The organism is Georgenia thermotolerans (genome assembly GCF_009193185.1).
Taxonomy (GTDB): Bacteria; Actinomycetota; Actinomycetes; order Actinomycetales; family Actinomycetaceae; genus Georgenia; species Georgenia thermotolerans.
The window spans coordinates 1-20,040 of record NZ_VUKF01000062.1; the positions used below are offsets into that span (position 1 = coordinate 1).

General features: G+C 76.1%; 12 protein-coding genes and 2 pseudogenes. 8 read left to right on the forward strand and 6 right to left on the reverse strand.

All coding sequences use genetic code 11. The features are described from left to right. Positions 1-458 (reverse strand): annotated as a pseudogene (locus GD970_RS21870) (cytochrome c1); the annotation flags it as partial. A gap of 377 nt (positions 459-835) precedes the next feature. Here GD970_RS21870 and GD970_RS19670 point away from each other — a divergent pair. From GD970_RS19670 to GD970_RS19690, 5 genes are all read left to right on the forward strand, one after another. Then, the gene (locus GD970_RS19670) at positions 836-1,570 is read left to right on the forward strand and encodes an MBL fold metallo-hydrolase (protein ID WP_152204601.1); all 735 of its coding nucleotides are present in this window, start codon (positions 836-838) and stop codon (positions 1,568-1,570) included. A 245-nt stretch (positions 1,571-1,815) separates the two neighbouring features. Further along, entirely contained in the window at positions 1,816-3,171 is a 1,356-nt protein-coding gene (gene hisS / locus GD970_RS19675; RefSeq protein ID WP_152204602.1) for a histidine--tRNA ligase, read from the forward strand. Continuing rightward, on the forward strand, positions 3,168-4,922 hold the full coding sequence (locus GD970_RS19680) for a dynamin family protein (protein WP_152204603.1): 1,755 nt from the start codon (positions 3,168-3,170) through the stop codon (positions 4,920-4,922). The genes hisS and GD970_RS19680 overlap by 4 nt, the downstream gene beginning before the upstream one ends. After that, positions 4,919-6,532, forward strand: coding sequence for a GTPase family protein (locus tag GD970_RS19685; RefSeq protein ID WP_226925490.1), 1,614 nt, complete (start codon positions 4,919-4,921; stop codon positions 6,530-6,532). Before GD970_RS19680 ends, GD970_RS19685 begins: the two co-directional genes overlap by 4 nt. 293 nt (positions 6,533-6,825) lie before the next feature. Continuing rightward, positions 6,826-8,109 carry a heparan-alpha-glucosaminide N-acetyltransferase domain-containing protein gene (locus tag GD970_RS19690; RefSeq protein ID WP_152204604.1) on the forward strand — a complete coding sequence of 428 codons (1,284 nt, stop codon included), beginning with the start codon at positions 6,826-6,828 and terminating at the stop codon, positions 8,107-8,109. Positions 8,110-8,167: 58 nt separating this feature from the next. Here the strand turns inward: GD970_RS19690 and GD970_RS19695 are convergent, their stop codons facing one another. Further along, positions 8,168-10,078, reverse strand: coding sequence for a DEAD/DEAH box helicase (locus GD970_RS19695; protein WP_152204611.1), 1,911 nt, complete (start codon positions 10,076-10,078; stop codon positions 8,168-8,170). A 312-nt stretch (positions 10,079-10,390) separates the two neighbouring features. Continuing rightward, complete coding sequence (locus GD970_RS19700) at positions 10,391-11,818, reverse strand: MFS transporter (RefSeq protein WP_226925491.1); 1,428 nt, start codon at positions 11,816-11,818, stop codon at positions 10,391-10,393. A 201-nt stretch (positions 11,819-12,019) separates the two neighbouring features. Between GD970_RS19700 and aspS the strand changes: the two genes are divergently transcribed. The 3 genes from aspS to GD970_RS19715 are packed head-to-tail and all read left to right on the forward strand — an operon-like array spanning position 12,020 to position 15,874. Further along, positions 12,020-13,819: an aspartate--tRNA ligase gene (gene aspS, locus GD970_RS19705; protein WP_152204605.1), complete on the forward strand. Its 1,800-nt coding sequence runs from the start codon at positions 12,020-12,022 to the stop codon at positions 13,817-13,819. Continuing rightward, positions 13,803-14,588 carry a GNAT family N-acetyltransferase gene (locus GD970_RS19710; RefSeq protein ID WP_152204606.1) on the forward strand — a complete coding sequence of 262 codons (786 nt, stop codon included), beginning with the start codon at positions 13,803-13,805 and terminating at the stop codon, positions 14,586-14,588. Before aspS ends, GD970_RS19710 begins: the two co-directional genes overlap by 17 nt. After that, positions 14,585-15,874: a glycoside hydrolase family 3 N-terminal domain-containing protein gene (locus GD970_RS19715; protein WP_152204607.1), complete on the forward strand. Its 1,290-nt coding sequence runs from the start codon at positions 14,585-14,587 to the stop codon at positions 15,872-15,874. Before GD970_RS19710 ends, GD970_RS19715 begins: the two co-directional genes overlap by 4 nt. Positions 15,875-15,894: 20 nt before the next feature. Here the strand turns inward: GD970_RS19715 and GD970_RS19720 are convergent, their stop codons facing one another. The 3 genes and pseudogenes from GD970_RS19720 to GD970_RS21875 all read right to left on the reverse strand — a co-directional run. Then, on the reverse strand, positions 15,895-17,175 hold the full coding sequence (locus tag GD970_RS19720) for an MFS transporter (RefSeq protein ID WP_152204608.1): 1,281 nt from the start codon (positions 17,173-17,175) through the stop codon (positions 15,895-15,897). A 10-nt stretch (positions 17,176-17,185) separates the two neighbouring features. Next, a complete protein-coding gene (locus tag GD970_RS19725) occupies positions 17,186-19,462 on the reverse strand; it encodes an MMPL family transporter (RefSeq protein WP_170297321.1) in 2,277 nt (758 codons plus the stop codon). Between the two features lie 243 nt (positions 19,463-19,705). Then, positions 19,706-20,040 (reverse strand): annotated as a pseudogene (locus tag GD970_RS21875) (hypothetical protein); the annotation flags it as partial.

Sequence of the window (20,040 nt, forward strand, 5' to 3'; positions counted from 1 at the left end):
GTCGGGCGGGGGCGCTCGGCCGGCGCGGCTGCGGCGACCTCGTCGGCGCCGCCCGGCTCGGCGGAGGCGGCCTCGGTGGCGGGGGCGGCCGCGGCGGTCTCGTCGGCAGCCCCGGGATCGGCGGAGGCGGGCTCGGCGGCGGGGGCGGCAGCGGCGACCTCGTCGGCGCCGCCCGGCTCGGCGGAGGCGGCCTCGGTTGCGGGGGCGTCCGGGGCAGCCGCGGCGGCCGGTCCGGTCGAGTCCGTGACGTCGGCCGTGGGTGCGGCCTGAACGTCGGCGGCGGGCGCATCGCCGACGGGGGCGTCGCCCCCCGCCGCGCTCTCCGCCGTCGGGGTGACCTCCTCCGCGCGCTCCGTCTCCACGACCGTCGAGGCCTCCGTCTCGGGAGCCGGCTGGGCTTCGTTCTGGGTCCGCTCGTTCGCTGCGCGGGTCTCGCTGGGGCTCGACTGCTCGGTCACTTGGACGTCACTCCTTCTCGATGACGGAGTTGGCGTGGTGCCACACCGTTCTCGTACCTGCCCGGGCGGTCCCACCGCCGCGGCCCCGCCGCGCCTGCGCACCCGCGGGCGCGCGTCCCGGTCCGCGTCGCGGCCCGGGAGCGTGGAGAGGCCCTCAGTCTAGGGACTGAGGCGACGGGGATCACACCACATTCGCGACGTGGCGGGTTGGGGACCATGCGCGGGCCCGTGGCCGGCGCGCGCCACGTTGCCCCCGCGGCGCGCGGGCCCGTGCGATCGACGGCGTGCGGACCACGCGATCTCCCACGCTCCGGCACCTGCCATCTCGGCCCGACCGCCGGTCCGGACGCCCCCGGAGCGGCCGATAGCCTGGGCGCATGCTGCTCCTGCGGGCGACCGCCCCCGTCCTCGAGACCCACGCGTACGTCCTGGCCGCCGAGGAGGGCGGGACCGCCGTCGTCGTCGATCCCGGCGCCGGCGCAGCCGCGGCGGTGACGGACCTGCTCGCGCGGCACAGCCTGCGCCTGGGGGCGGTGGTCATCACCCACGGCCACGCCGACCACGTCTGGGACGCCGCCGCGCTGGCCGCCGGCGCCCCGGTGTACATCGCCACCCGCGACGCCTACCGCCTGGAGGACCCTGCCGGCGCGCTCGGCCCCCTCGGTGAGTACTTCACCCAGCTGGCGCCCACGCCGTGGGAGCGTCCGGCCACCGCGCAGCCCTTCCCCGCGTCCTGGCTCACCGGCGGCGGCGGGGAGGCGGTGCCCGGCGTGGTCCTGCGCGCGGTCCCGGCGCCGGGCCACACGGAAGGCTCCACGCTGCTCCTGGCCCGCGGCGTCGTGGAGAGTGACGGCGTGCTGCCGGCCCACGCCGAGCCCGACGGCGAGGGGATGCACCTGGTCGCGCTGTGCGGGGACGTGTTCTTCGCCGGCTCCATCGGCCGCACCGACCTGCCCGGCGGGGACGCCGACGAGATGGCTGCGACCCTGCGCACCCTCACCCGCGCGCTGCCGCCGCACACGGTGCTGCTGCCCGGGCACGGCCCGGCGACGGTCCTCGCCGACGAGCTCGCCACCAACCCGTTCGTGCGCGAGGCCCTCGGCACCCGCTGACCCTCGCGCATCAGCCTCTCGCCATCGAGATCCTTGGGGTCCGTCGCGCACTTCGGCTCCATCGCGTTCGAGATCGACGATGTTGCTGCTGGGAGCGCCCGGCAGTCGCAATCTCGTCGCACTCGGCGCCGTCGCCCGGCGCGAGCAACGAATCGGTCGCGCGCGGGGCCAGGAGCCTCCCACCGCGCGTCCGCGGCGGCGGGGCGAATCGCCCGGAAGGGCGCGCGGGTGCGAAGATCGTCGCCATGGCACGTGCGTCCTCCCTGTCCGGATTCCCCGAGTGGCTGCCCGACGGCCGCGTCGTCGAGACCTACGTCCTCGACTCGTTGCGGCGCACCTTCGAGCTCCATGGCTTCGCGGGGGTCGAGACGCGCGCGGTCGAGCCCCTGAGCCAGCTGCTGCGCAAGGGGGAGACCTCCAAGGAGGTCTACCTCCTGCGCCGGCTCCAGGAGGACCCCGACGACGTCGCCTCCGAGGACCCCGACAAGCAGCTCGGCCTGCACTTCGACCTCACCGTCCCCTTCGCCCGCTACGTCCTCGAGCACGCCGGGCAGCTGACCTTCCCCTTCAAGCGCTACCAGATCCAGAAGGTCTGGCGCGGCGAGCGGCCCCAGGACGGCCGCTTCCGCGAGTTCACCCAGGCGGACATCGACGTCGTCGGCGCCGACACGCTGCCGTTCCACTACGAGGTCGAGCTGCCGCTGGTGATGGCCGAGGCCCTCGCGGCGCTGCCGATCCCGCCGGTGCGCATCAGCGTCAACAACCGCAAGGTCGCCCAGGGCTTCTACGAGGCGATCGGGCTGGAGGACGTCGAGTCCGCACTGCGGGTCATCGACAAGCTCGACAAGATCGGCCCCGAGGCGGTCGCCGTCGCCCTGGAGGAGGAGGCCGGCGCGACCCCGCAGCAGGCCGCCCACGCCCTCGCCCTCGCCTCGATCTCCGGGGTCGACGCCGCCGTCGCGGACCAGGTGCTCGCCCTCGGTGCCCGCTCCGCGCTGCTCGACGAGGGGCTCGGCGAGCTGGTGGCGCTGCTCGAGGCCGCCGAGGACCTCGCCCCCGGCACCGTCGTCGCCGACCTGAAGATCGCCCGCGGCCTGGACTACTACACCGGCAGCGTCTACGAGACCACGCTCATCGGCCACGAGAACCTCGGCTCGATCTGCTCCGGCGGGCGCTACGACTCCCTCGCCTCCGACGGCAAGCGCACCTACCCCGGCGTCGGGCTGTCCATCGGCGTCTCCCGACTGCTCGCCCGCGTGCTCGGCGACGACCTGGCGCGGGCCACCCGGCCGGTGCCCACCGCCGTCCTCGTCGCCGTCACCGACGAGGAGCACCGCCGGGCCAGCGACCGGGTCGCGCGCACGCTGCGCGCCCGCGGCATCCCCACCGACGTCGCCCCGACCGCGGCGAAGTTCGGCAAGCAGATCCGCTACGCCGACCGTCGCGGCATCCCGTTCGTCTGGTTCCCCGGCGAGGGCGCCGACGAGGTCAAGGACATTCGCTCCGGGGAGCAGGTTCCCGCCGACGCCGCCACGTGGACCCCGCCGCAGGCGGACCTGTGGCCGCGGGTGGTGGCCCCGGTGCCGGCGGAACGCCGATGACGCTGCTGGCGGGCCCCGACGGCGCCAGCGCGGTGCTCGCGGCGCTGGACGGGCTGCGCGAGGTCCTCGACGAGCTCACGCTCCCGCTCGACGTCGCCGGCGCCGGCGAGGCCCGCGCCGAGCGCGCCGAGGTGCTCGACCAGCTCAGCGACTACGTCATCCCGCGGTACGAGCAGCTCGAGGCCCCCCTGCTCGCCGTCGTCGGCGGCTCCACCGGCGCGGGCAAGTCCACGCTGGTCAACGCCCTGCTGCGCGACAAGGTCGCGGTGGCCTCGGCGATCCGGCCCACCACCCGCCGCCCGCTGCTGGTCCACCACCCCGACGACGCCGCCTGGTTCGCCGACGACCGGATCCTGCCCGGCCTGGCGCGGGTCACCCTCGCGCCCGGCGCGCCGGCCGCCCCGGTCACCGGCGAGGGCGCCCACCACGAGCTGGAGCTGCGGGACTCGGCCGAGCTGCCGCCGGGGCTGGCGCTGCTCGACGCCCCCGACATCGACTCCGTGGTCACCGAGAACCGCCAGCTGGCCAACCAGCTGCTCGCCGCCGCCGACCTGTGGGTGTTCGTCACCACGGCCGCCCGGTACGGCGACGCCATCCCGTGGGCGCTGCTCGCCGAGGCGGCCGCCCGCCGCATCGTCGTCGCCGTCGTCCTCGACCGGGTCCCCACCGGGGTCAGCGCCGAGGTGCGCCAGGACCTCGCCGCGCGGCTGGAGGAGGAGGGCCTGGGCCGGGCGCCGCTGTTCTTCATCCGGGAGACCGCCCTCGACGCCGACGGGCTGCTGCCCGCCGCCGACGTCGCCTCCCTGCGCGGCTGGCTGCACGGCATCGCCGCCGACGCCGGCTCGCGGGCGTCGGTGGCCCGCCAGACCCTCGGCGGGGCCGTGGACGCCGCCCTCGAGCGGGCCGCCACGGTGGCCGACGCCGCCCGCGCCCAGATCGGCGCCCAGAACGCCCTCACCGCCCAGGTGGACGAGGCCTACGCGCAGGCCCACCAGCGCCTCATGGCCGCCACCGCCGACGGCGCGATGCTGCGCGGGGAGGTGCTCGCCCGCTGGCAGGAGTTCGTCGGCACGGGGGAGTTCTTCCGGTCCGTGGAGGCCCAGGTCGGCCGCGTCCGCGACCGCATCGGCAGCTTCTTCCGCGGCCGGCCCGCCCCGGCCGAGCAGGTCGGGGTCGCCATCGAGACCGGGCTGCAGACCCTGCTCGTGGCCGAGGCCGCCCGGGCCGCCGCCGACGTCGACCACGCCTGGCGCCTCGAGCCGGGCGCCCGCACGGTGCTGGCCCGGGCCACCGCGGCGCTGACCCCCGAGGACCAGCTCGTCGACCAGGCCTCGGCGCAGGTGCGCGGCTGGCAGGGCGACCTGCTGGGCATGGTCCGCGCCGAGGGCGCCGACAAGCGGTTCACCGCGCGCATGCTCTCCTTCGGCGTCAACGGCCTGGCCATCGCGCTCATGGTGGTCCTCTTCGCCTCCACCGCGGGCCTGACCGGCGCGGAGATCGCCATCGCCGGCGGCACCGCCGTCGTCGCCCAGAAGCTCCTCGAGGCGGTCTTCGGCGACGACGCCGTGCGCAAGATGACCCAGGCGGCCCGCGCCGACCTCCACCGCCGCGCCGGAGAGTTCCTCGCCGCGCAGGCGGCCGCCTACCGCGGCGCCCTCGCCGAGCTGGCCGTCGACCCGGACGCGCCGGACCGCATCGGGGCCGCCGTCACCGCCGTGCGCGCCGCCCGGCGGGCGGAGGCGGGCCTGTGAGCGCGCGCCGCCGCCGGCAGGCCGACCCGGCCGCCGCCCTCCCGCGCGACCTGTCCCTGCTCGGCGAGGCGGTCGAGCTGGCCGACGGGCACCTGCCCGCCGACGACGTCGAGGCGGTCCGGGCGCTGCTCGCCCGCGCGGAGGAGCGGCAGAACCTGGCCACCGGACGGACGGTCGTCGCCCTGCTCGGGGCCACCGGCTCGGGCAAGTCCTCCCTGTTCAACGCCCTGCTCGGGCGCGAGGTGGCCCGGGTGGCCGCCCGGCGGCCCACCACCCACCAGCCGCTGGCGGCGGTGTGGGGCGACGACGACGCCGCCGACCTGCTCGACTGGCTCGGCGTGCCCGAGCGCACCCTGGCCGGCGACGGGCCCGGCGGCCTCGTCCTGCTCGACCTGCCCGACATCGACTCCACCGTGGCCGACCACCGGCGGGTGGCCGCGCGCATGGCGGGCCGCGTGGACGTGCTCGTGTGGGTGCTCGACCCGCAGAAGTACGCCGACGGGATCGTGCACGAGGACTTCCTCGAGCCCATGGCCGCGCACGCCGACGTCACGCTGGTGGCGCTCAACCAGGTCGACACCCTGCCCGCGGGGGAGCGTGCGGCCGTGCTGGCCGACCTGACCCGGCTGCTCGCCCGCGACGGGCTCGACGGGGTGGAGGTGCACGCCGTCTCGGCCCGGGAGGGCACCGGGGTGCCCGAGCTGCGCGAGCGGATCGCCGCCGTCGCCGAGGGGCGCCGGGCGGCCCAGCTGCGCCTGGCCGCCGACGTGCGCACCGCCGCCGCGGAGCTCGCGCGCGCCGCGGAGACCGACCCGGCCGGGGCGCCGGCCGAGGTCGGGGACGCCGCCGTGGCCCGGCTCGTCGGCGCCGCGGCCAAGGCCGCCGGCGTGGACGCCGTCCGCGACGCGACCCGCGGGTCCTACGTGCGCGCCGCCCGCCGGCACGTCGGCTGGCCGCCGGTGCGGTGGGTGGCCCGGCTGCGCCCGGACCCGCTCAAGCGGCTGCACCTGGGCGCCCAGGCGGAGGACGTCCGGCTGGCCCGGACCTCGCTGCCCGGACCCACCCCGGTGCAGGAGGCGGCGGTGCGCGCGGCCGCGCACGCCCTGGTCGCCGGCGGCACCACGCACCTGCCGGGACAGTGGCGCGCCGACGTCCTCGAGGACGTCACCGCGCGGATCCCCGCCCTGGTGGACTCCCTGGACCAGCGGGTGGCCGGCGCCGAGCTCGAGCAGACCCGCCGCCCCGCCTGGTGGCGGGTGCTGGGCGTGCTGCAGTGGCTGTTCCTGCTCACCGCGATCGCCGGCGCGGCCTGGCTGGGGGTGCTCGCCGCCCTGGCGTACCTGCGCCTGCCCGAGCCGGTCACGCCGACGGCCGGCCCGCTGCCCTGGCCGACCGTCCTGCTCGGCGGCGGCCTGGTGGTCGGGCTGGTGCTGACGCTCGTCGGGTCCGTGGCCGCGCGGGTCGGCGCCCGGCGCCGCGCCCGCCGCGTCGAGCGACGGCTGCGGGAGGCGGTCGACCAGACCGTGCGCGAGCAGGTGGTCGGCCCGCTCGCGGAGCAGCTGGCCGAGTTCTCCCGGTTCGCCGGCGCGCTGGGCGAGCTGTCGCGCTGACCTCGTGGTCTCGGCCGCGGCCCCCGGAGGGGCCGGCGGGCCGGTCGGGCCGCGACGTGGGCACCGGGTGGGACCGGTCACGCCGCGCCCTGCGCGGTCAGGGGCGGTGCCGACGGCCGCGGTTCTGGCCGGGACCGTCCGCTGACAGGGCCGTCAGGAGCGCGCTTCCCGTGTCGCACCTGCGTGGTTAGCGTGGTGGCTTCCGTGCGGCCGTGCTCGACCCCGCTGGTGCAGAGAGGTCCCGTCTTGCGGTCGCGCAGGTGACGTCCTCGACGCAGCGGGAGGAGCCCGCCATGACCGAGCGAGCCGCGCACGAGCGGGTGAGCCCGCCCCCAGGGTCTTCGGACCGCCGCCCCGCGCCGGGCACCGCCGCCGCGGAAGCCGGCCAGGCGCAGCTCCGGTCGACCGGCGCGCCGGGCAAGCCGCGGTTCCTCGGCGTCGACGTCACCCGGGGGGTGGCGCTGGTGGCGATGCTCGCCGCGAACGTCTGGACGCCGCTGGGACCCGACGGCGGACCCTCGCTGGCCGGCATGACGGTGACCGGGCGCTCCGCGACCTTGTTCGTCATGGTCGCGGGGATCAGCCTGGCCTTCATCAGCGGCGGCCGGCACCCCATGGAAGGCCGCGCCCGCCGGGCGGCCCGGGCCAACATCGCCGCCCGGGCCGTGCTGATCGGGGCCATCGGCCTCGCGCTGGGTTACGTCGCGACGATCTCGGTGATCCTGGCCTACTACGGCGCGTTCTTCCTCCTCGCCATCCCGCTGGTCGGCCTGCGCCCACGCACGCTGGCCGCCATCGCCGGGGGGCTGGTCGTGGTCAGCCCCCTGATCCTGCTGGCGTCGTACGCGCTGGACTGGGACGAGGCGTTCAACCAGCTCACGCTGACCTCACCTTTCACCGACCCGATCGGCTTCGTCCAGCAGCTCCTGGTGACCGGCGACTTCCCGGCCGTGACGAACATGGCCTACATCTGCGTCGGCATGGCCATCGGCCAGCTCAACCTGTCCTCCGCCAAGGTGGCCGTCCGGCTGCTCGTCGGCGGCCTGACGACGGCCCTGGTCGCCTGGTCCGTCTCGTGGCTGCTCCTGTACCCCCTGGGCGGCGTGCAGCACCTCCTCGCCGCGGGGGCGGGCACGACGCCGGCCCAGGTCGTCTGGGACGGCGACGAGGTGCCCTCGTGGTGGTGGCTCGCCCTCAACGTCCACCACTCGGGCACACCGCTCGACATGCTGTACACCCTGGGCTGCGCCGTCGCGGTGCTCGGTGCCGTCCTGCTGGTCACCCGGCTGCCCTCCGCGCGGCGCCTGCTGTGGCCGATCGGGGTGGCCGGGGCGATGACGCTGACCATCTACTCCGCCCATACGCCGTTCGCACAGTCCGACCTGGTGGCCGCCCCCCTGGCCCGGTACCTCATCATCATCGGCGTGGCCCTGCCCTTCGCCGTTCTGTGGCACAGGTACCTCGGGCAGGGCCCGCTGGAGCGGTTCGTGGCGGCCGGAGCGAACCGGGCCCGGGCCGCGGTGCTGGCCGCCCCGGACCGTCACGAGGCGGCCACCGGTCCGGGAGCGCCGGGGTAGGGACGGCGAACGCCCCGCCGCGGCGAGCCGAGACGGGGCGTTCGTTAAGAGGTGCGGGTCAGTGCCCGCGGCGCGGGCCGCCGGCGGGCCGGGAGGGGCGCAGGCCCCGCTCGCCGCGGCCGGGCTTGTCCCAGCCGCCGTGACCGCCGTGCTTGTGCCCCTTGCCGCCGCGCGGGCCCTCGTCGGGGCGGATGCGCAGGGCGCGGCCGGCGACCTTGGCGGCGCCGATGCGCCGGGTCGTCTCGGGGGAGAGGTCGCCGCTGATCTCCACGAGGGAGAAGCTCGGGAAGATGTCGATCTTGCCCAGGTCGGAGCCGCGCAGGCCGCCCTCGCCGGTGATCGCGCCGACGATGGCGCCGGGCTGGACGCCGTCCTTGTGGCCGACCTCGACGCGGTAGCGCACCCCGGCCACCCGGGGCCGGCGGCCGCCGCGCTCGGCGGCGCCGCGGGCCTGCTTGGGCGCGAAGCCCTCGTCGAAGGTGGCGCCGAGGAACGTGCCGTCCTCGTCCACCCGCTCCTCGCGCCGCACCCGCGGGCCGTCCTCGTCGCGGCGGCGGGGCCCGTCGTCGCCCACGGCGAGGGCGACGAGGGTGGCGGCGACCTCGGTGAGGTCGAGCCCGGACTCCTCGACGTAGGCGGCGACGGCGTCGCGGTACATCTCCAGCCGGCCGGCCTCGTGGCGCACGGCCACCTTGCCGAAGAGCTGCTCGGCGCGGTGCCGGGAGACGTCCGCCGGCGTCGGGAGGGCGACCTCCTCGAGGGTCGAGCCGGTGGCCCGCTCGATCTGGACCAGGCGGCCCCGCTCGCGCGGGGTCAGGAAGGTCAGCGCGGTGCCGGTGCGGCCGGCGCGGCCGGTGCGGCCGATGCGGTGGACGTAGGCGTCGTTCTCCCGCGGCACGTCGAAGTTGACGACCAGGCCGATGCGCTCGACGTCGAGGCCGCGGGCGGCGACGTCGGTGGCCACCAGGACGTCGAGGGAGCCGTTGCGCAGGCGCTCGACGAGCTTCTCGCGCTCCTTCTGCGGCACGTCGCCGGAGAGGGCGGCGGCCTGGATGCCCTTGCCGGCGAGCTCGAGCGCGACCTCCTCGGCGGTGCCCTTGGTGCGCACGAAGACGATGGCGGCGTCGGCCTCGGTGGTGGCCAGCACGCGGCTGAGCGCCCCGACCTTGTGCTTGAACGGCACGACGGCGTAGGTCTGGTGGACCGTGGAGACGGTGGACGCGGGCCGGGTGACGGCGACGCGGACGGGGTTGTTCAGGTGGGTGGCCGCCACCTTCTTGATGGCGGCGGGCATCGTGGCCGAGAACAGGGCGGTGCGGCGCGAGGTCGGCACGTGACCGGCGATCACCTCGACGTCCTCGGCGAAGCCCATGCGGAGCATCTCGTCCGCCTCGTCCATGACGAGGAAGCGCACGCCGGAGAGGTCCAGGCTGCCGCGCTCGATGAGGTCCATGATGCGTCCCGGCGTGCCGACGACGACCTGAGCGCCGTCCCTGAGCGCGCGCAGCTGCGGCACGTAGCTCGACCCGCCGTAGACCGGCAGGACGACCAGGTCACGGGTGCGGTGCGCGAAGGACGCGACGGCGTCGGACACCTGCATCGCGAGCTCGCGGGTGGGGGTGAGGACCAGGGCCTGCACCGCGCGGTCCTTCGGGTCGACGGCGGCCAGCAGCGGCAGGCCGAACGCGGCGGTCTTGCCGGTGCCGGTCTGGGCGATGCCGACGACGTCGCGGCCGCCGAGCAGGACGGGGATGGCCTCGGCCTGGATGTCGGTGGGGGTGGTGAAGCCGAGGTCGGAGACGGCGGCGAGCAGGTCGGCCGGCAGGCCGAGGTCGGCGAAGGTCACCGCGTCGGCGGTGGCGTCGTCGTCGGCGTCGGCCTCCGTCTCGACGGCGGACTCGGCCTCGGCGTCGGCGTCGGCCTGGGCCTCGGTGGTCGTGGCGGCCTCGTCGGCGGAGGCGGCGCTCATCAGGGCGGAGACGTCCTCGGGGACGGCGAGCTCGACGGCGTCGTCGGTCGGGAGGGCAGCGTAGGCAGGGGTGGTCAAAGGAGATACCCATCGTCAGCGGAGTGCGGGTGACTTCGCCAGGTCGGCGACCCACCATCCGCGCGAGCGGCCCCACCACGCGACACTTCCGCACGGGGCCTGGGCGGTCTCGTTCACTCCAGGAGCCTCTAGGTTATCGGCCGCAGCTGCTCCGTGGCGCGGGCGGGGCCGGTGACCTCAGGCACAAGGGCCCTGGCACGCCGGGTCCACACCGACAGTCTCGGGCATGGGGCCTCAGTGCGCGGGGTCGCCACCCGCGGCCCGGGCACCGGCCACGGCCGCGAGCACGCCGAGCCCGGCGGCCAGGAGCAGGGCGGCGAGATAGCCCTCGGTGCCGCCGGCCCCGACCAGGGTGGTGAACAGCGCGCCCGCGCCGGCCAGGCCGAGCGCGGCGCCGAGCCCGTCGGAGATCTGGAGCGCGGAGCTGACCTGGCCGTGCTGCTCCGCCGGCGTGGCCTGCAGCACGAGCACGGAGAGCGCGGGGAAGACCAGGCCCATCCCGCAGCCCGCGACGGTCCACCCGACGATGACCAGCCACGCGGGCACGCCGGGCAGCGTCGCGGCGGCGGTGACCAGGGTGCCGAGGGTGAGGATGGCCGGCCCGGCCCAGGTGATCTGGGAGCGGCGGCGCGGGTCCTGGATCCGGCCCTGCACCTGGGACCCCAGCGCCCAGGTGACCGAGCTGGCGGTGAGCACGAGGCCGGCCACCGGGATGTCCCAGCCGTGCTCGCGCACGAGCAGCAGCGGCAGCAGCACCTCGGCGCTGATGAAGGTCGCGTTCAGCAGCCCGCGGCAGGCCACGGCGGCGGGCACGCCCCGGCGGAGCCGGGCGGTGCCGGCCGGGAGCAGGACCGGCGCGGCCACCACGAGGACGACCACCGCGCCCGCCGCGGCCGCCAGCGCCCAGGCGCTGCGCTCGGCGCCGGCCACCTGCAGCACCCCCGCGGCGAGCCCGGCGCCGAGGGCGGCGAGCAGCAGGCGGCGGGTCCGGCGCCGACCACCGCTGGTGCGCGGCGCGCCGTCGCGGCCGACGCGGCGCAGCAGCGGCACGAGCGCGAGCGAGACGGCCACGGTCAGGGTCGGCACGGCCAGGAAGATCCAGCGCCACGAGGCGTGCTCGACGACCAGCCCGGCGATCCCCGGCCCCACCAGGCCCGGCACCACCCACGCGGCGGCGAACGCGGCGAAGAAGCGCGGCTGGCGCGCCTGCGGCACCAGCGCCCCGACGAGCACGTACAGCGGGACGAGCAGCAGCCCGCCGCCGAAGCCCTGGATCGCCCGGCCGACGGCGAGGACCTCCATGCTCGGGGCGAGCCCGGCGACCACGAGCCCGGCGCAGAACGCGGCGATGCCGGCCACGAGGGAGCCGCGCGGCCCCCGGGCGTCGCTCCACGCCCCGCCGACCGCGGTGGCGACGAGCTGGGCGGCGAGGGGTGCGCCGCTGGCGACGGCGTAGAGGTGCAGGCCGCCGAGGTCCGCCGTGACCGCCGGCATGGCGGTGCCCACGGCCAGGGCCTCGAACGCCACGAGCGTGATGAGCGAGACGGAGCCGACGAGCAGCAGCCGGACGAGGTCGGGGCCGGCCGCATCCGGGGGCTGCGGTGCCGCGGGGGCTTGGTGCGGGGCGCGGGCCCGCCGGCCTGCGCCGTCGCTGTCGTGCACGGGGACGATGATGGCGCAGGCGCCGCGCCCGGGGCGAACGCCGCGCGGCGCTGTGCCGCGGGCCACGGGCGCTGTGCTGCGGGCCACCGGCGCTGTGCCGTGGGCCACGTGCGCTCCGCCCGGGCGCGGCGAGAGGCGGCCACTAAGATTCTCGGAGCGCCCGCCCGTCTAGCGGTGCGCCCGACCGTTGGAAGGAAATCCGTGCTCCGCACCCACACCGCCGGCTCCCTGCGCGCCAGCGACATCTCGTCCACCGTCACCCTCACCGGCTGGGTCGACCGGCGCCGCGACCACGGCGGCGTGGCGTTCATCGACCTGCGCGACGCCTCCGGCATCGCCCAGGTCGTCATCCGTGACGAGGCCGTCGCGCACGAGCTGCGCAGCGAGTTCGTCCTCCAGGTCACCGGCGAGGTGGCCCGCCGTCCGGAGGGCAACGCGAACCCCAACCTCCCGACGGGCGAGATCGAGGTCATCGCGCAGGACGTCGTCGTGCTCAACAAGGCCGACGCGCTGCCCTTCCAGGTCTCCGAGCACGCCGAGGACTCCGGCCAGGTCGGGGAGGAGGCGCGGCTGAAGTACCGCTACCTCGACCTGCGGCGCAAGCCCCAGCAGCACGCGCTGCGGCTTCGCGCCAAGGTCAACCAGGCCGCCCGCCGGGTGCTCGACGGCCAGGACTTCGTCGAGATCGAGACCCCCACGCTCACCCGGTCCACCCCCGAGGGCGCCCGCGACTTCCTCGTCCCGGCCCGCCTCGCGCCGGGCAGCTGGTACGCCCTGCCGCAGTCGCCGCAGCTGTTCAAGCAGCTGCTCATGGTGGCCGGCATGGAGCGCTACTACCAGATCGCGCGCTGCTACCGCGACGAGGACTTCCGCGCCGACCGGCAGCCGGAGTTCACCCAGCTCGACGTCGAGATGAGCTTCGTGGACCAGGACGACGTCATCGCCGTCGCCGAGGAGGTCCTCGCCGAGCTGTGGAAGCTCATCGACGTCGAGATCCCCCGGCCCATCGCCCGCATGACCTACAAGGAGGCGATGGAGAAGTACGGCACCGACAAGCCGGACCTGCGCTTCGGCCTGGAGCTGACCGACCTCACCGAGTACTTCAAGGACACCCCCTTCCGGGTGTTCCAGAGCCCCTACGTCGGCGCCGTCGTCATGCCCGGCGGGGCCTCCCAGCCGCGCCGGACCTTCGACGCCTGGCAGGACTGGGCCAAGTCCCGCGGCGCCAAGGGCCTGGCCTACGTCACCGTCGCCGAGGACGGCACCCTGGGCGGCCCGGTCGCCAAGAACCTCTCCGACGCCGAGCGCGAGGGCCTGGCCGCCGCCGTCGGCGCCAAGCCCGGCGACTGCGTGTTCTTCGCCGCCGGCCGCGCCTCCGACGCCCGCGCCCTGCTCGGCGCCGCGCGCCTGGAGATCGGCCGCCGCGTCGGCCTGATCGACGAGGACGCGTGGGCCTTCGTCTGGGTGGTCGACGCCCCGCTGTTCAAGCCCACCGGGGAGGACGACGACGTCGCGCTGGGCCACAGCGCCTGGACCGCCGTCCACCATGCCTTCACCTCCCCGACGCCGGAGTGGATCGACCGGTTCGAGGAGTCCCCGGGCGAGGCGCTGGCCTACGCCTACGACATCGTCTGCAACGGCAACGAGATCGGCGGCGGGTCCATCCGTATCCACCGCCGGGACGTGCAGGAGCGGGTCTTCAACGTCATGGGCATCGGCGAGGAGGAGGCCCAGGAGAAGTTCGGCTTCCTGCTCGACGCGTTCAAGTTCGGCGCCCCGCCGCACGGCGGCATCGCCTTCGGCTGGGACCGGATCGTCTCCCTGCTCACCCACTCGGACTCGATCCGCGACGTCATCGCCTTCCCCAAGTCCGGCGGCGGCTACGACCCGCTGACCCAGGCGCCCGCCCCGATCACCCCGGAGCAGCGCAAGGAGGCCGGCGTCGACGCCCAGCCCAAGCCCAAGGAGCAGGACAAGGCCAAGGATGAGGCCACGGTCTGACGGCCTGAGCACCACCACCACGGCCAGCGGCGAGGAGCTCCTCGGCCGCTGGCCGTTCTGGCGCGCCAACCGCGGTCACTACCCCCTCGCCGAGGCGTGGGGCGCACCCGGCGGGCGGGCCGCACTGGCGCTGTGCGTGGGCGAGCGCCGGCGGCTGCTCGTCGGTCTCGGGACGCCCGAGCACCTCGCGCCCCTCGTCGCGGCCACGGAGCTGCCGGCCGTCGACCACGTCATCCTCACCCGCGGCACCTGGGGCCGGCTGACCGCCCCGGAGCGGCAGCGCACGGCGCTGACGCTCGCGCGCGACTGGGACTGGATGTCGACCGACCGGCCCCCGGCGGCCCAGCCGGGGGAGGACCGGGTCGGCCCCCTGCCCGGTCGGCTCGACGACGTCCACGCCGTCCTCGCCCGTGCCTATCCCGAGCGCGGCGCCCGCCCCGGCGACGCCGAGCTGGACTGGTGGGGCTACCCCGCGCCGGACGGCACGCTCACCGGGGTGCTGGCGGCCGAGGTGCCCGGGCCCGGCGCGGGGGAGGGCGCGGTCGTGCCGGCAGGTGCGGGTGTCCACCTCTCCGCCGTCGCGGTCGATCCCGCCCACCGCCGCGGCGGGGTCGCCCGCACGATGGTCGCCGCCGTCACCCGGCGGGCGCTGGAGCGTGCCCCGGTGGTCCACCTCGGCATCTGGGCCGACCACGACGGCGCGCGCCGGCTCTACGCCAGCCTCGGGTTCGCCGTCGGGCAGGAGTTCGAGGGGCTGGACCCGCGATGACACCGCGTCCGACCGGTCGCCCCCTCACCCGCCGCGCGGTGCTCGCCGGGCTCGGGGCGGCGCTGGTCACGGCCGGGTGCGCGGCCCGCCCCGGGAAGGACGACGCGCCGTCGCCGACGCCGGCGCCCACGCCGACGGCGTTCGCCCACCCCTGGGGGCCCGGCCCCGAGGAGGTCGCGGCCGCCACGCGCGCCGCCGCGGCGATGAGCCCGGAGGAGGTCGCCGGGCAGGTCATCGTCGGGCGGCTGCACGGCACCGACCCCCGCGAGGCCGCCGACCTGGTGAGCGAGCTGCACCTGGCCGGCGTGATGATCACCGGCAGCAGCGTGGCGAGCCTGGAGCAGGTCCGCGCGCTGAGCGCCGGCGTGCACGCCGCCGTCGCCGCCGACGGGCGGGACTGGCCCGGGCTGGTGAGCACGGACAACGAGGGCGGCGCCGTCCAGCGCATGTCCGGCGCCGACGGGCCGTGGACCACCTTCCCGCCCTTCGCCGTGGCCGGCCGGGCCCCGGCCGACGTCGTCACCACCGCCTACGCCGCCATGGCGCGCGAACTGCGCGCCTCCGGGCTCACCGTGGACTGGGCGCCGGTGGCGGACGTGACCGTGCCGGACCAGGACGTCACCATCGGCTCCCGGTCCGCCGGGACCGACCCCGCCCGGGTCTCCGGCACGGTGGTCGCCGCCATGGAGGGCTTCCTCGACGGCGCGGTGCTGCCCGCGGTCAAGCACTTCCCGGGCCACGGCGCGCTGACCACGGACTCCCACGAGGCGCTGCCCGTGCAGGACGCCACGGCCGCCGAGCTGCGCGCCCACGACCTGCCGCCCTTCCGGGCCGCGGTGGACGCCGGCGTCCCGATGGTCATGCTCGGCCACGTCGACGTCACCGCGTGGGACCCCGGCGTGCCCGCGTCGGTCTCGCCCGCGGCGTACCGGGTGCTGCGCGAGGACCTCGGCTTCTCCGGCGTGGCCGTCACCGACAGCCTGGGCATGGGGGCACTCGGCGCGGTCGGCGGCCCGGGGGAGGTCGCCGTCGCCGCGCTCGAGGCGGGTGCGGACCTGCTGCTCAACCCCGCCGACAACGCCGCCGCGCAAGCCGCCGTGGTCGCCGCGATCAAGGACGGGACCCTCGACCGCGCCCGGGTGGACGAGGCCGCCGGCCGGGTCATCGCCCTGCTGCGCCACCAGGACGCGCTCGCCGCGGCGGCCGGGCCGGTCGGTCCGGAGGACGTCGGTGGTGCGGCGCCTGCCGCCGCGGCGCTGCGCGCGGCCGGCGAGGCGGCGGGGTAGGGGCGCCGTCGGGCCGGGCGTCAGGGCGTGGGATGCCGCGCGTCGTAGGCGAGGAAGCCGCGCTGCCACCGGGCCAGGGCGAGGACCGCGAGGACGCAGGCCACCCCGCCGGCGACGATCGCGGCCCACTCGGTCCACGCCGTGGCCAGCGACCCGGACACGAGGTCGCCCACGCGCGGGCCGCCGGCCACGACGACGATGAACACGCCCTGGAGGCGCCCGCGCAGGTGGTCCGGCGTCGCCGCCTGCAGGATCGTGTTGCGGAAGACCGAGGAGACGGAGTCGGCGGCGCCGGCGGCGGCCAGGAAGGCGGCGGCGAGCCACAGCGCGTGCGTGGGCTCGAGGGCCCGCCCGGCCAGCAGCACGCTGAGCCCGAAGCCCACCACGGCCACGCCCCAGGCCACGACCGCCAGGACCACCGCCCGGCCCTGGCGGACCACGTGCCCCAGCGGCCCGGAGAGGACCATCGCGGCCAGCGCGCCCACCGCGATGGCCGCGCTCATCAGTCCCACCATGGCGGCGCCGCCGCCGAAGGCCACGAGCGCCACCGCGGGGAACAGCGCCCGCGGCTGGGCGAGGATCATCGCGCAGAAGTCGGCGAGGAAGGTCATGCGGACGTTGGGCCGGGTGCTGAGGAAGCGCAGCCCGTCGAGCACGCTGCGCAGGCCCGGGACCCGGCGGGCGGGCGCGCCGTCGGCGTCCGGCTCCGGCGGCACGGGCCCCAGGCGTGCCAGCCCCCACATGGCGAAGGCGAACAGCACTGCGTCCAAGCCGTAGGTGAGCACGTACCCGCTGCGGTCGATGAGCACGCCCGCGAGGAGCGGACCCACCGTCAGGGCGGCGTTCATGGCGCCGACGTTGAGGGCGTTCGCCGCCGGGAGCAGGTGCAGCGGCAGCAGCCGCGGGTAGATCGCGGACCGGGCGGGGCTGATGACCGCGAAGCCGGCGTTGGTGACGGCGACCAGGGCGTAGAGCACCCAGGGGTTGGTGTTGCCCAGCGCGGCCTGGACGGTGTTGAGGATCGCCCCCACCCACAGGGCCGCGCCGCCGAGCATGGCGACGGTGCGCCGGTCGTGCGTGTCCACCAGCGCCCCGCCGTACAGGCCGAGTACCACGATCGGCACGAGCGCGAACACCCCGACCAGGCCCACCGAGAACGAGCTGCCGGTCATCTCGTAGACCTGCAGCCCGATGGCCGTCGTCGCGAGCTGGGTGCCGATGCCCGACAGCGTGAACCCCGTCCACAGCCGGCGATAGGCCGGGTTGACCCGCAACGGGGTCAGGTCGAGGAGCAGCGGCACGGGCCGGGCCTCAGTGCACGATCTTGAGCCGGCCGTACACGCGCGCCAGCGGCGCCGGCGCCCACCAGTTCCACCGGCCGAGCAGCGTCATCGTGGCCGGCACGAGCAGCATGCGCACGAGCGTGGCGTCGACCAGCACGGTCACGGCGAGGGCCACGCCGACCTGCTTGATGACGATGAGGTCGCCGGCGACGAACCCGGCGAAGACCGCCACCACGATGAGCGCCGCGGAGGTGATGATCCGCCCGGAGCGCTGCAGGCCGTGGACGACGGCGTCGTCGTTGCTGTAACCGGCGTCCCAGTACTCCTTGATCCGCGAGAGCAGGAACACCTCGTAGTCCATGGCCAGGCCGAACCCGAACGCCACGACCACGGCCACGACGTAGGACTCCAGGCCGCTCAGCGGGGTGAAGCCCAGCAGGCCGGCGCCGTGGCCCTGCTGGAAGACCCAGACCGTCACGCCGAGGGAGGCGCTCAGAGACAGGACGTTGACCAGGATCGCCTTGACCGGCACCAGGACGGAGCCGGTCATGAGGAAGAGCAGCACCAGGACGGCGACGACGACGATGCCGCCCGCCACCGGCAGGCCCTGGACGAGCGCGGCGTTGAAGTCGATCTGGTTGGCCGCCTGCCCCACCACCCAGGTCGGGTAGCCCGGGTCGAGGTCGCGGATGTCCCGCACCACGGCGGCGGCCTCGGCGCTGCCGGCGTCGTCGGTGTCGACGAAGACGCTGAGCACGGTGTAGCCGTCGGCCGCGACCGGCGGGGCGACCTGCGTGACGTGGGGCACGGCGCCGACCTGCTCGGCCAGCCCGGCGGCGTCCTCGACGTCGGTGCGCGCGACGACGGTGACGTCCGGGGCGGCGGCGGCGGGGTAGTCGGCGGCGAGGATGCGCAGGTACTCGCGCTGGGGCGAGGCCGACGGCAGCAGCTCGGCGGTGGAGTTGCGCATCTGCAGCCCGGCCACGGGGGAGGCCAGCAGGGCGAGCACGGCCACCGAGCCGACGAGCACCAGCCACGGGTGGTCGTGGACGCGGCGCGCGAGGCGGGAGAAGACGCCCTCCTCGGGGGCGACGTCGCCCAGGCCGTTGACCAGGCGGCGCAGACCCGGCACGCGGCTGAGGACCGACGGGCGGAGCATCCGCGCGCCGAGGACCGTCAGCACGGCGGGGACGAGGGTGATCGCGGAGAGCACCGCGAGCAGCACGACCGCCACGCCGGCGGCGGAGATCGAGCGCAGCACCTCCGGGCGCATGAGGAGCAGCCCGGCGACGGCGAGGGCCACGGTGACCGCCGAGAAGGCGACGGTCCGCCCGGCGGTCGCCACGGCGGTGCGCACGGCCTGCTCGACGAGCTGGCCGCCCGGGCGCCGCCGCCGGCGGCGCAGCCCGGTGGCGGGGGTCTCGGCCGCCGCGGCGCTGGCGGCGGCGGTCAGACGGTGGGCCTCCTCCCGGAAGCGGGAGACGATGAGCAGCCCGTAGTCGACCGACAGGCCGAGCCCGAGGACCGTCACGACGTTGATGACGAAGGAGTCGATGTCCATCGCGTACGTCAGCGCGAGCACCACGCCCAGCCCGCCGACGATGGAGGCCAGCGCCCCGACGAGGGGGATGCCGGCGGAGAGGAACCCGCCGAAGACGACGACCATGATGAGCAGCGCCACCGGCAGGGCCACGACCTCCCCGGTCACCAGGTCCTCGCGCACCTGGTCGACGATCTCCTGGGCGAAGATCGGCGTGGAGCTGGTGATGCCGGTGATCCCCGGGGCGACGTCGGCGAGCTCGCCCGGCACGGCGTCGAGGCGGTCGACGACGGCGTCGTGCGCGCTCTCCTTCGCCTGGTCCTTCAGGCCGTGGTCGAGCATGACGACGACGAGGAAGCCGTCCTTGGCGGTGGAGACCAGCCCGGCGGCGGCGGGGTTGGTGATCCCGCCCGGCAGGAGGAAGGGGTCCACGACCGTGTCGACGCCGGCGATGGCGGTGAGGTCCTCGTGCGCCGGCCGCAGCGCCTCGCCGAGCGCGGTCACCTGGGCCTCGTCGCCGAGGTCGGCGCCGCGCACCAGGAGGGTGATCTCGGTGCCCGTGTTCTCGGCCTCGGAGAGGATCTCCCGGCCCGCCTGGCTCTCGGACCCCGGGACGGCGGGCTCGCCGGTGCGGAGGCGGTCGAAGAGGCCCTGCCCGGTGACGCCGGCCAGCGCCGTCAGCACGCAGACGAGGGCGATGACGGCCCATGCGGCGATGATCGTACGGGGGCGGCGGGTGACCACGCGGCCGAGACGGTCGAACACGGTGCACAGTCTCGCACCGGGCCGCCCCCGTCCCGGTGCGGCTGTCCGCGAACCGGTCGAGAGCGGTCCGTGGCGGGTGCGGGACCGGCGTCCTCACGGGTCGGAGACTGGCCATGGCGGGGCCCGCCCGGCGTGTCGCGTCCCCGCGTCCCGACCCCGGCGGTCATGACGGCTGGGCACGGTGATGACGGCTCGTGACGGACTGACGCCTCGCGGCCGAGTTGACGCCTCGTGTGTGATGTCTCAGGACTTCGGTGACGGTTGTTGTCTCAGGACATCGGTGACAGTTGGTGTCTCAGGAGATGGGTGACGGTTGGCGTAGCGGGCCATGAAGCCGCGGGGTTGTCCGTTGCCGACGTAGCGGGTTCCGGGGGCTGGTCGTGGGGTGGTGCGGATGCTCTCACCGTTGGCGTCGAAGAACTCCACGGTGGTCGGGTCCCAGATGATGTGGACGGTCTGGCCGGCGTGGGCCTCGCCGAGCATGAAGCGGGTGCCGATGACGGTGACGACCCCCTTGGCTGTGACCACCCGGGTGGCTTGTCCCTCGGCCTTCGCCAGCGCCGGGGCGTCGGGGATCG

What these genes read in the sequence shown, in the direction of transcription:
- GD970_RS19710 (WP_152204606.1), top strand. Translation starts at nt 13,803, where the DNA reads ATGAGGCCACGGTCTGACGGCCTGAGCACCACCACCACGGCCAGCGGC.
- GD970_RS19680 (WP_152204603.1), top strand. Translation starts at nt 3,168, where the DNA reads ATGACGCTGCTGGCGGGCCCCGACGGCGCCAGCGCGGTGCTCGCGGCG.
- GD970_RS19690 (WP_152204604.1), top strand. Translation starts at nt 6,826, where the DNA reads ATGACCGAGCGAGCCGCGCACGAGCGGGTGAGCCCGCCCCCAGGGTCT.
- GD970_RS19715 (WP_152204607.1), top strand. Translation starts at nt 14,585, where the DNA reads ATGACACCGCGTCCGACCGGTCGCCCCCTCACCCGCCGCGCGGTGCTC.
- hisS (WP_152204602.1), top strand. Translation starts at nt 1,816, where the DNA reads ATGGCACGTGCGTCCTCCCTGTCCGGATTCCCCGAGTGGCTGCCCGAC.
- GD970_RS19695 (WP_152204611.1), bottom strand. Translation starts at nt 10,078, where the DNA reads ATGAGCGCCGCCTCCGCCGACGAGGCCGCCACGACCACCGAGGCCCAG.
- GD970_RS19670 (WP_152204601.1), top strand. Translation starts at nt 836, where the DNA reads ATGCTGCTCCTGCGGGCGACCGCCCCCGTCCTCGAGACCCACGCGTAC.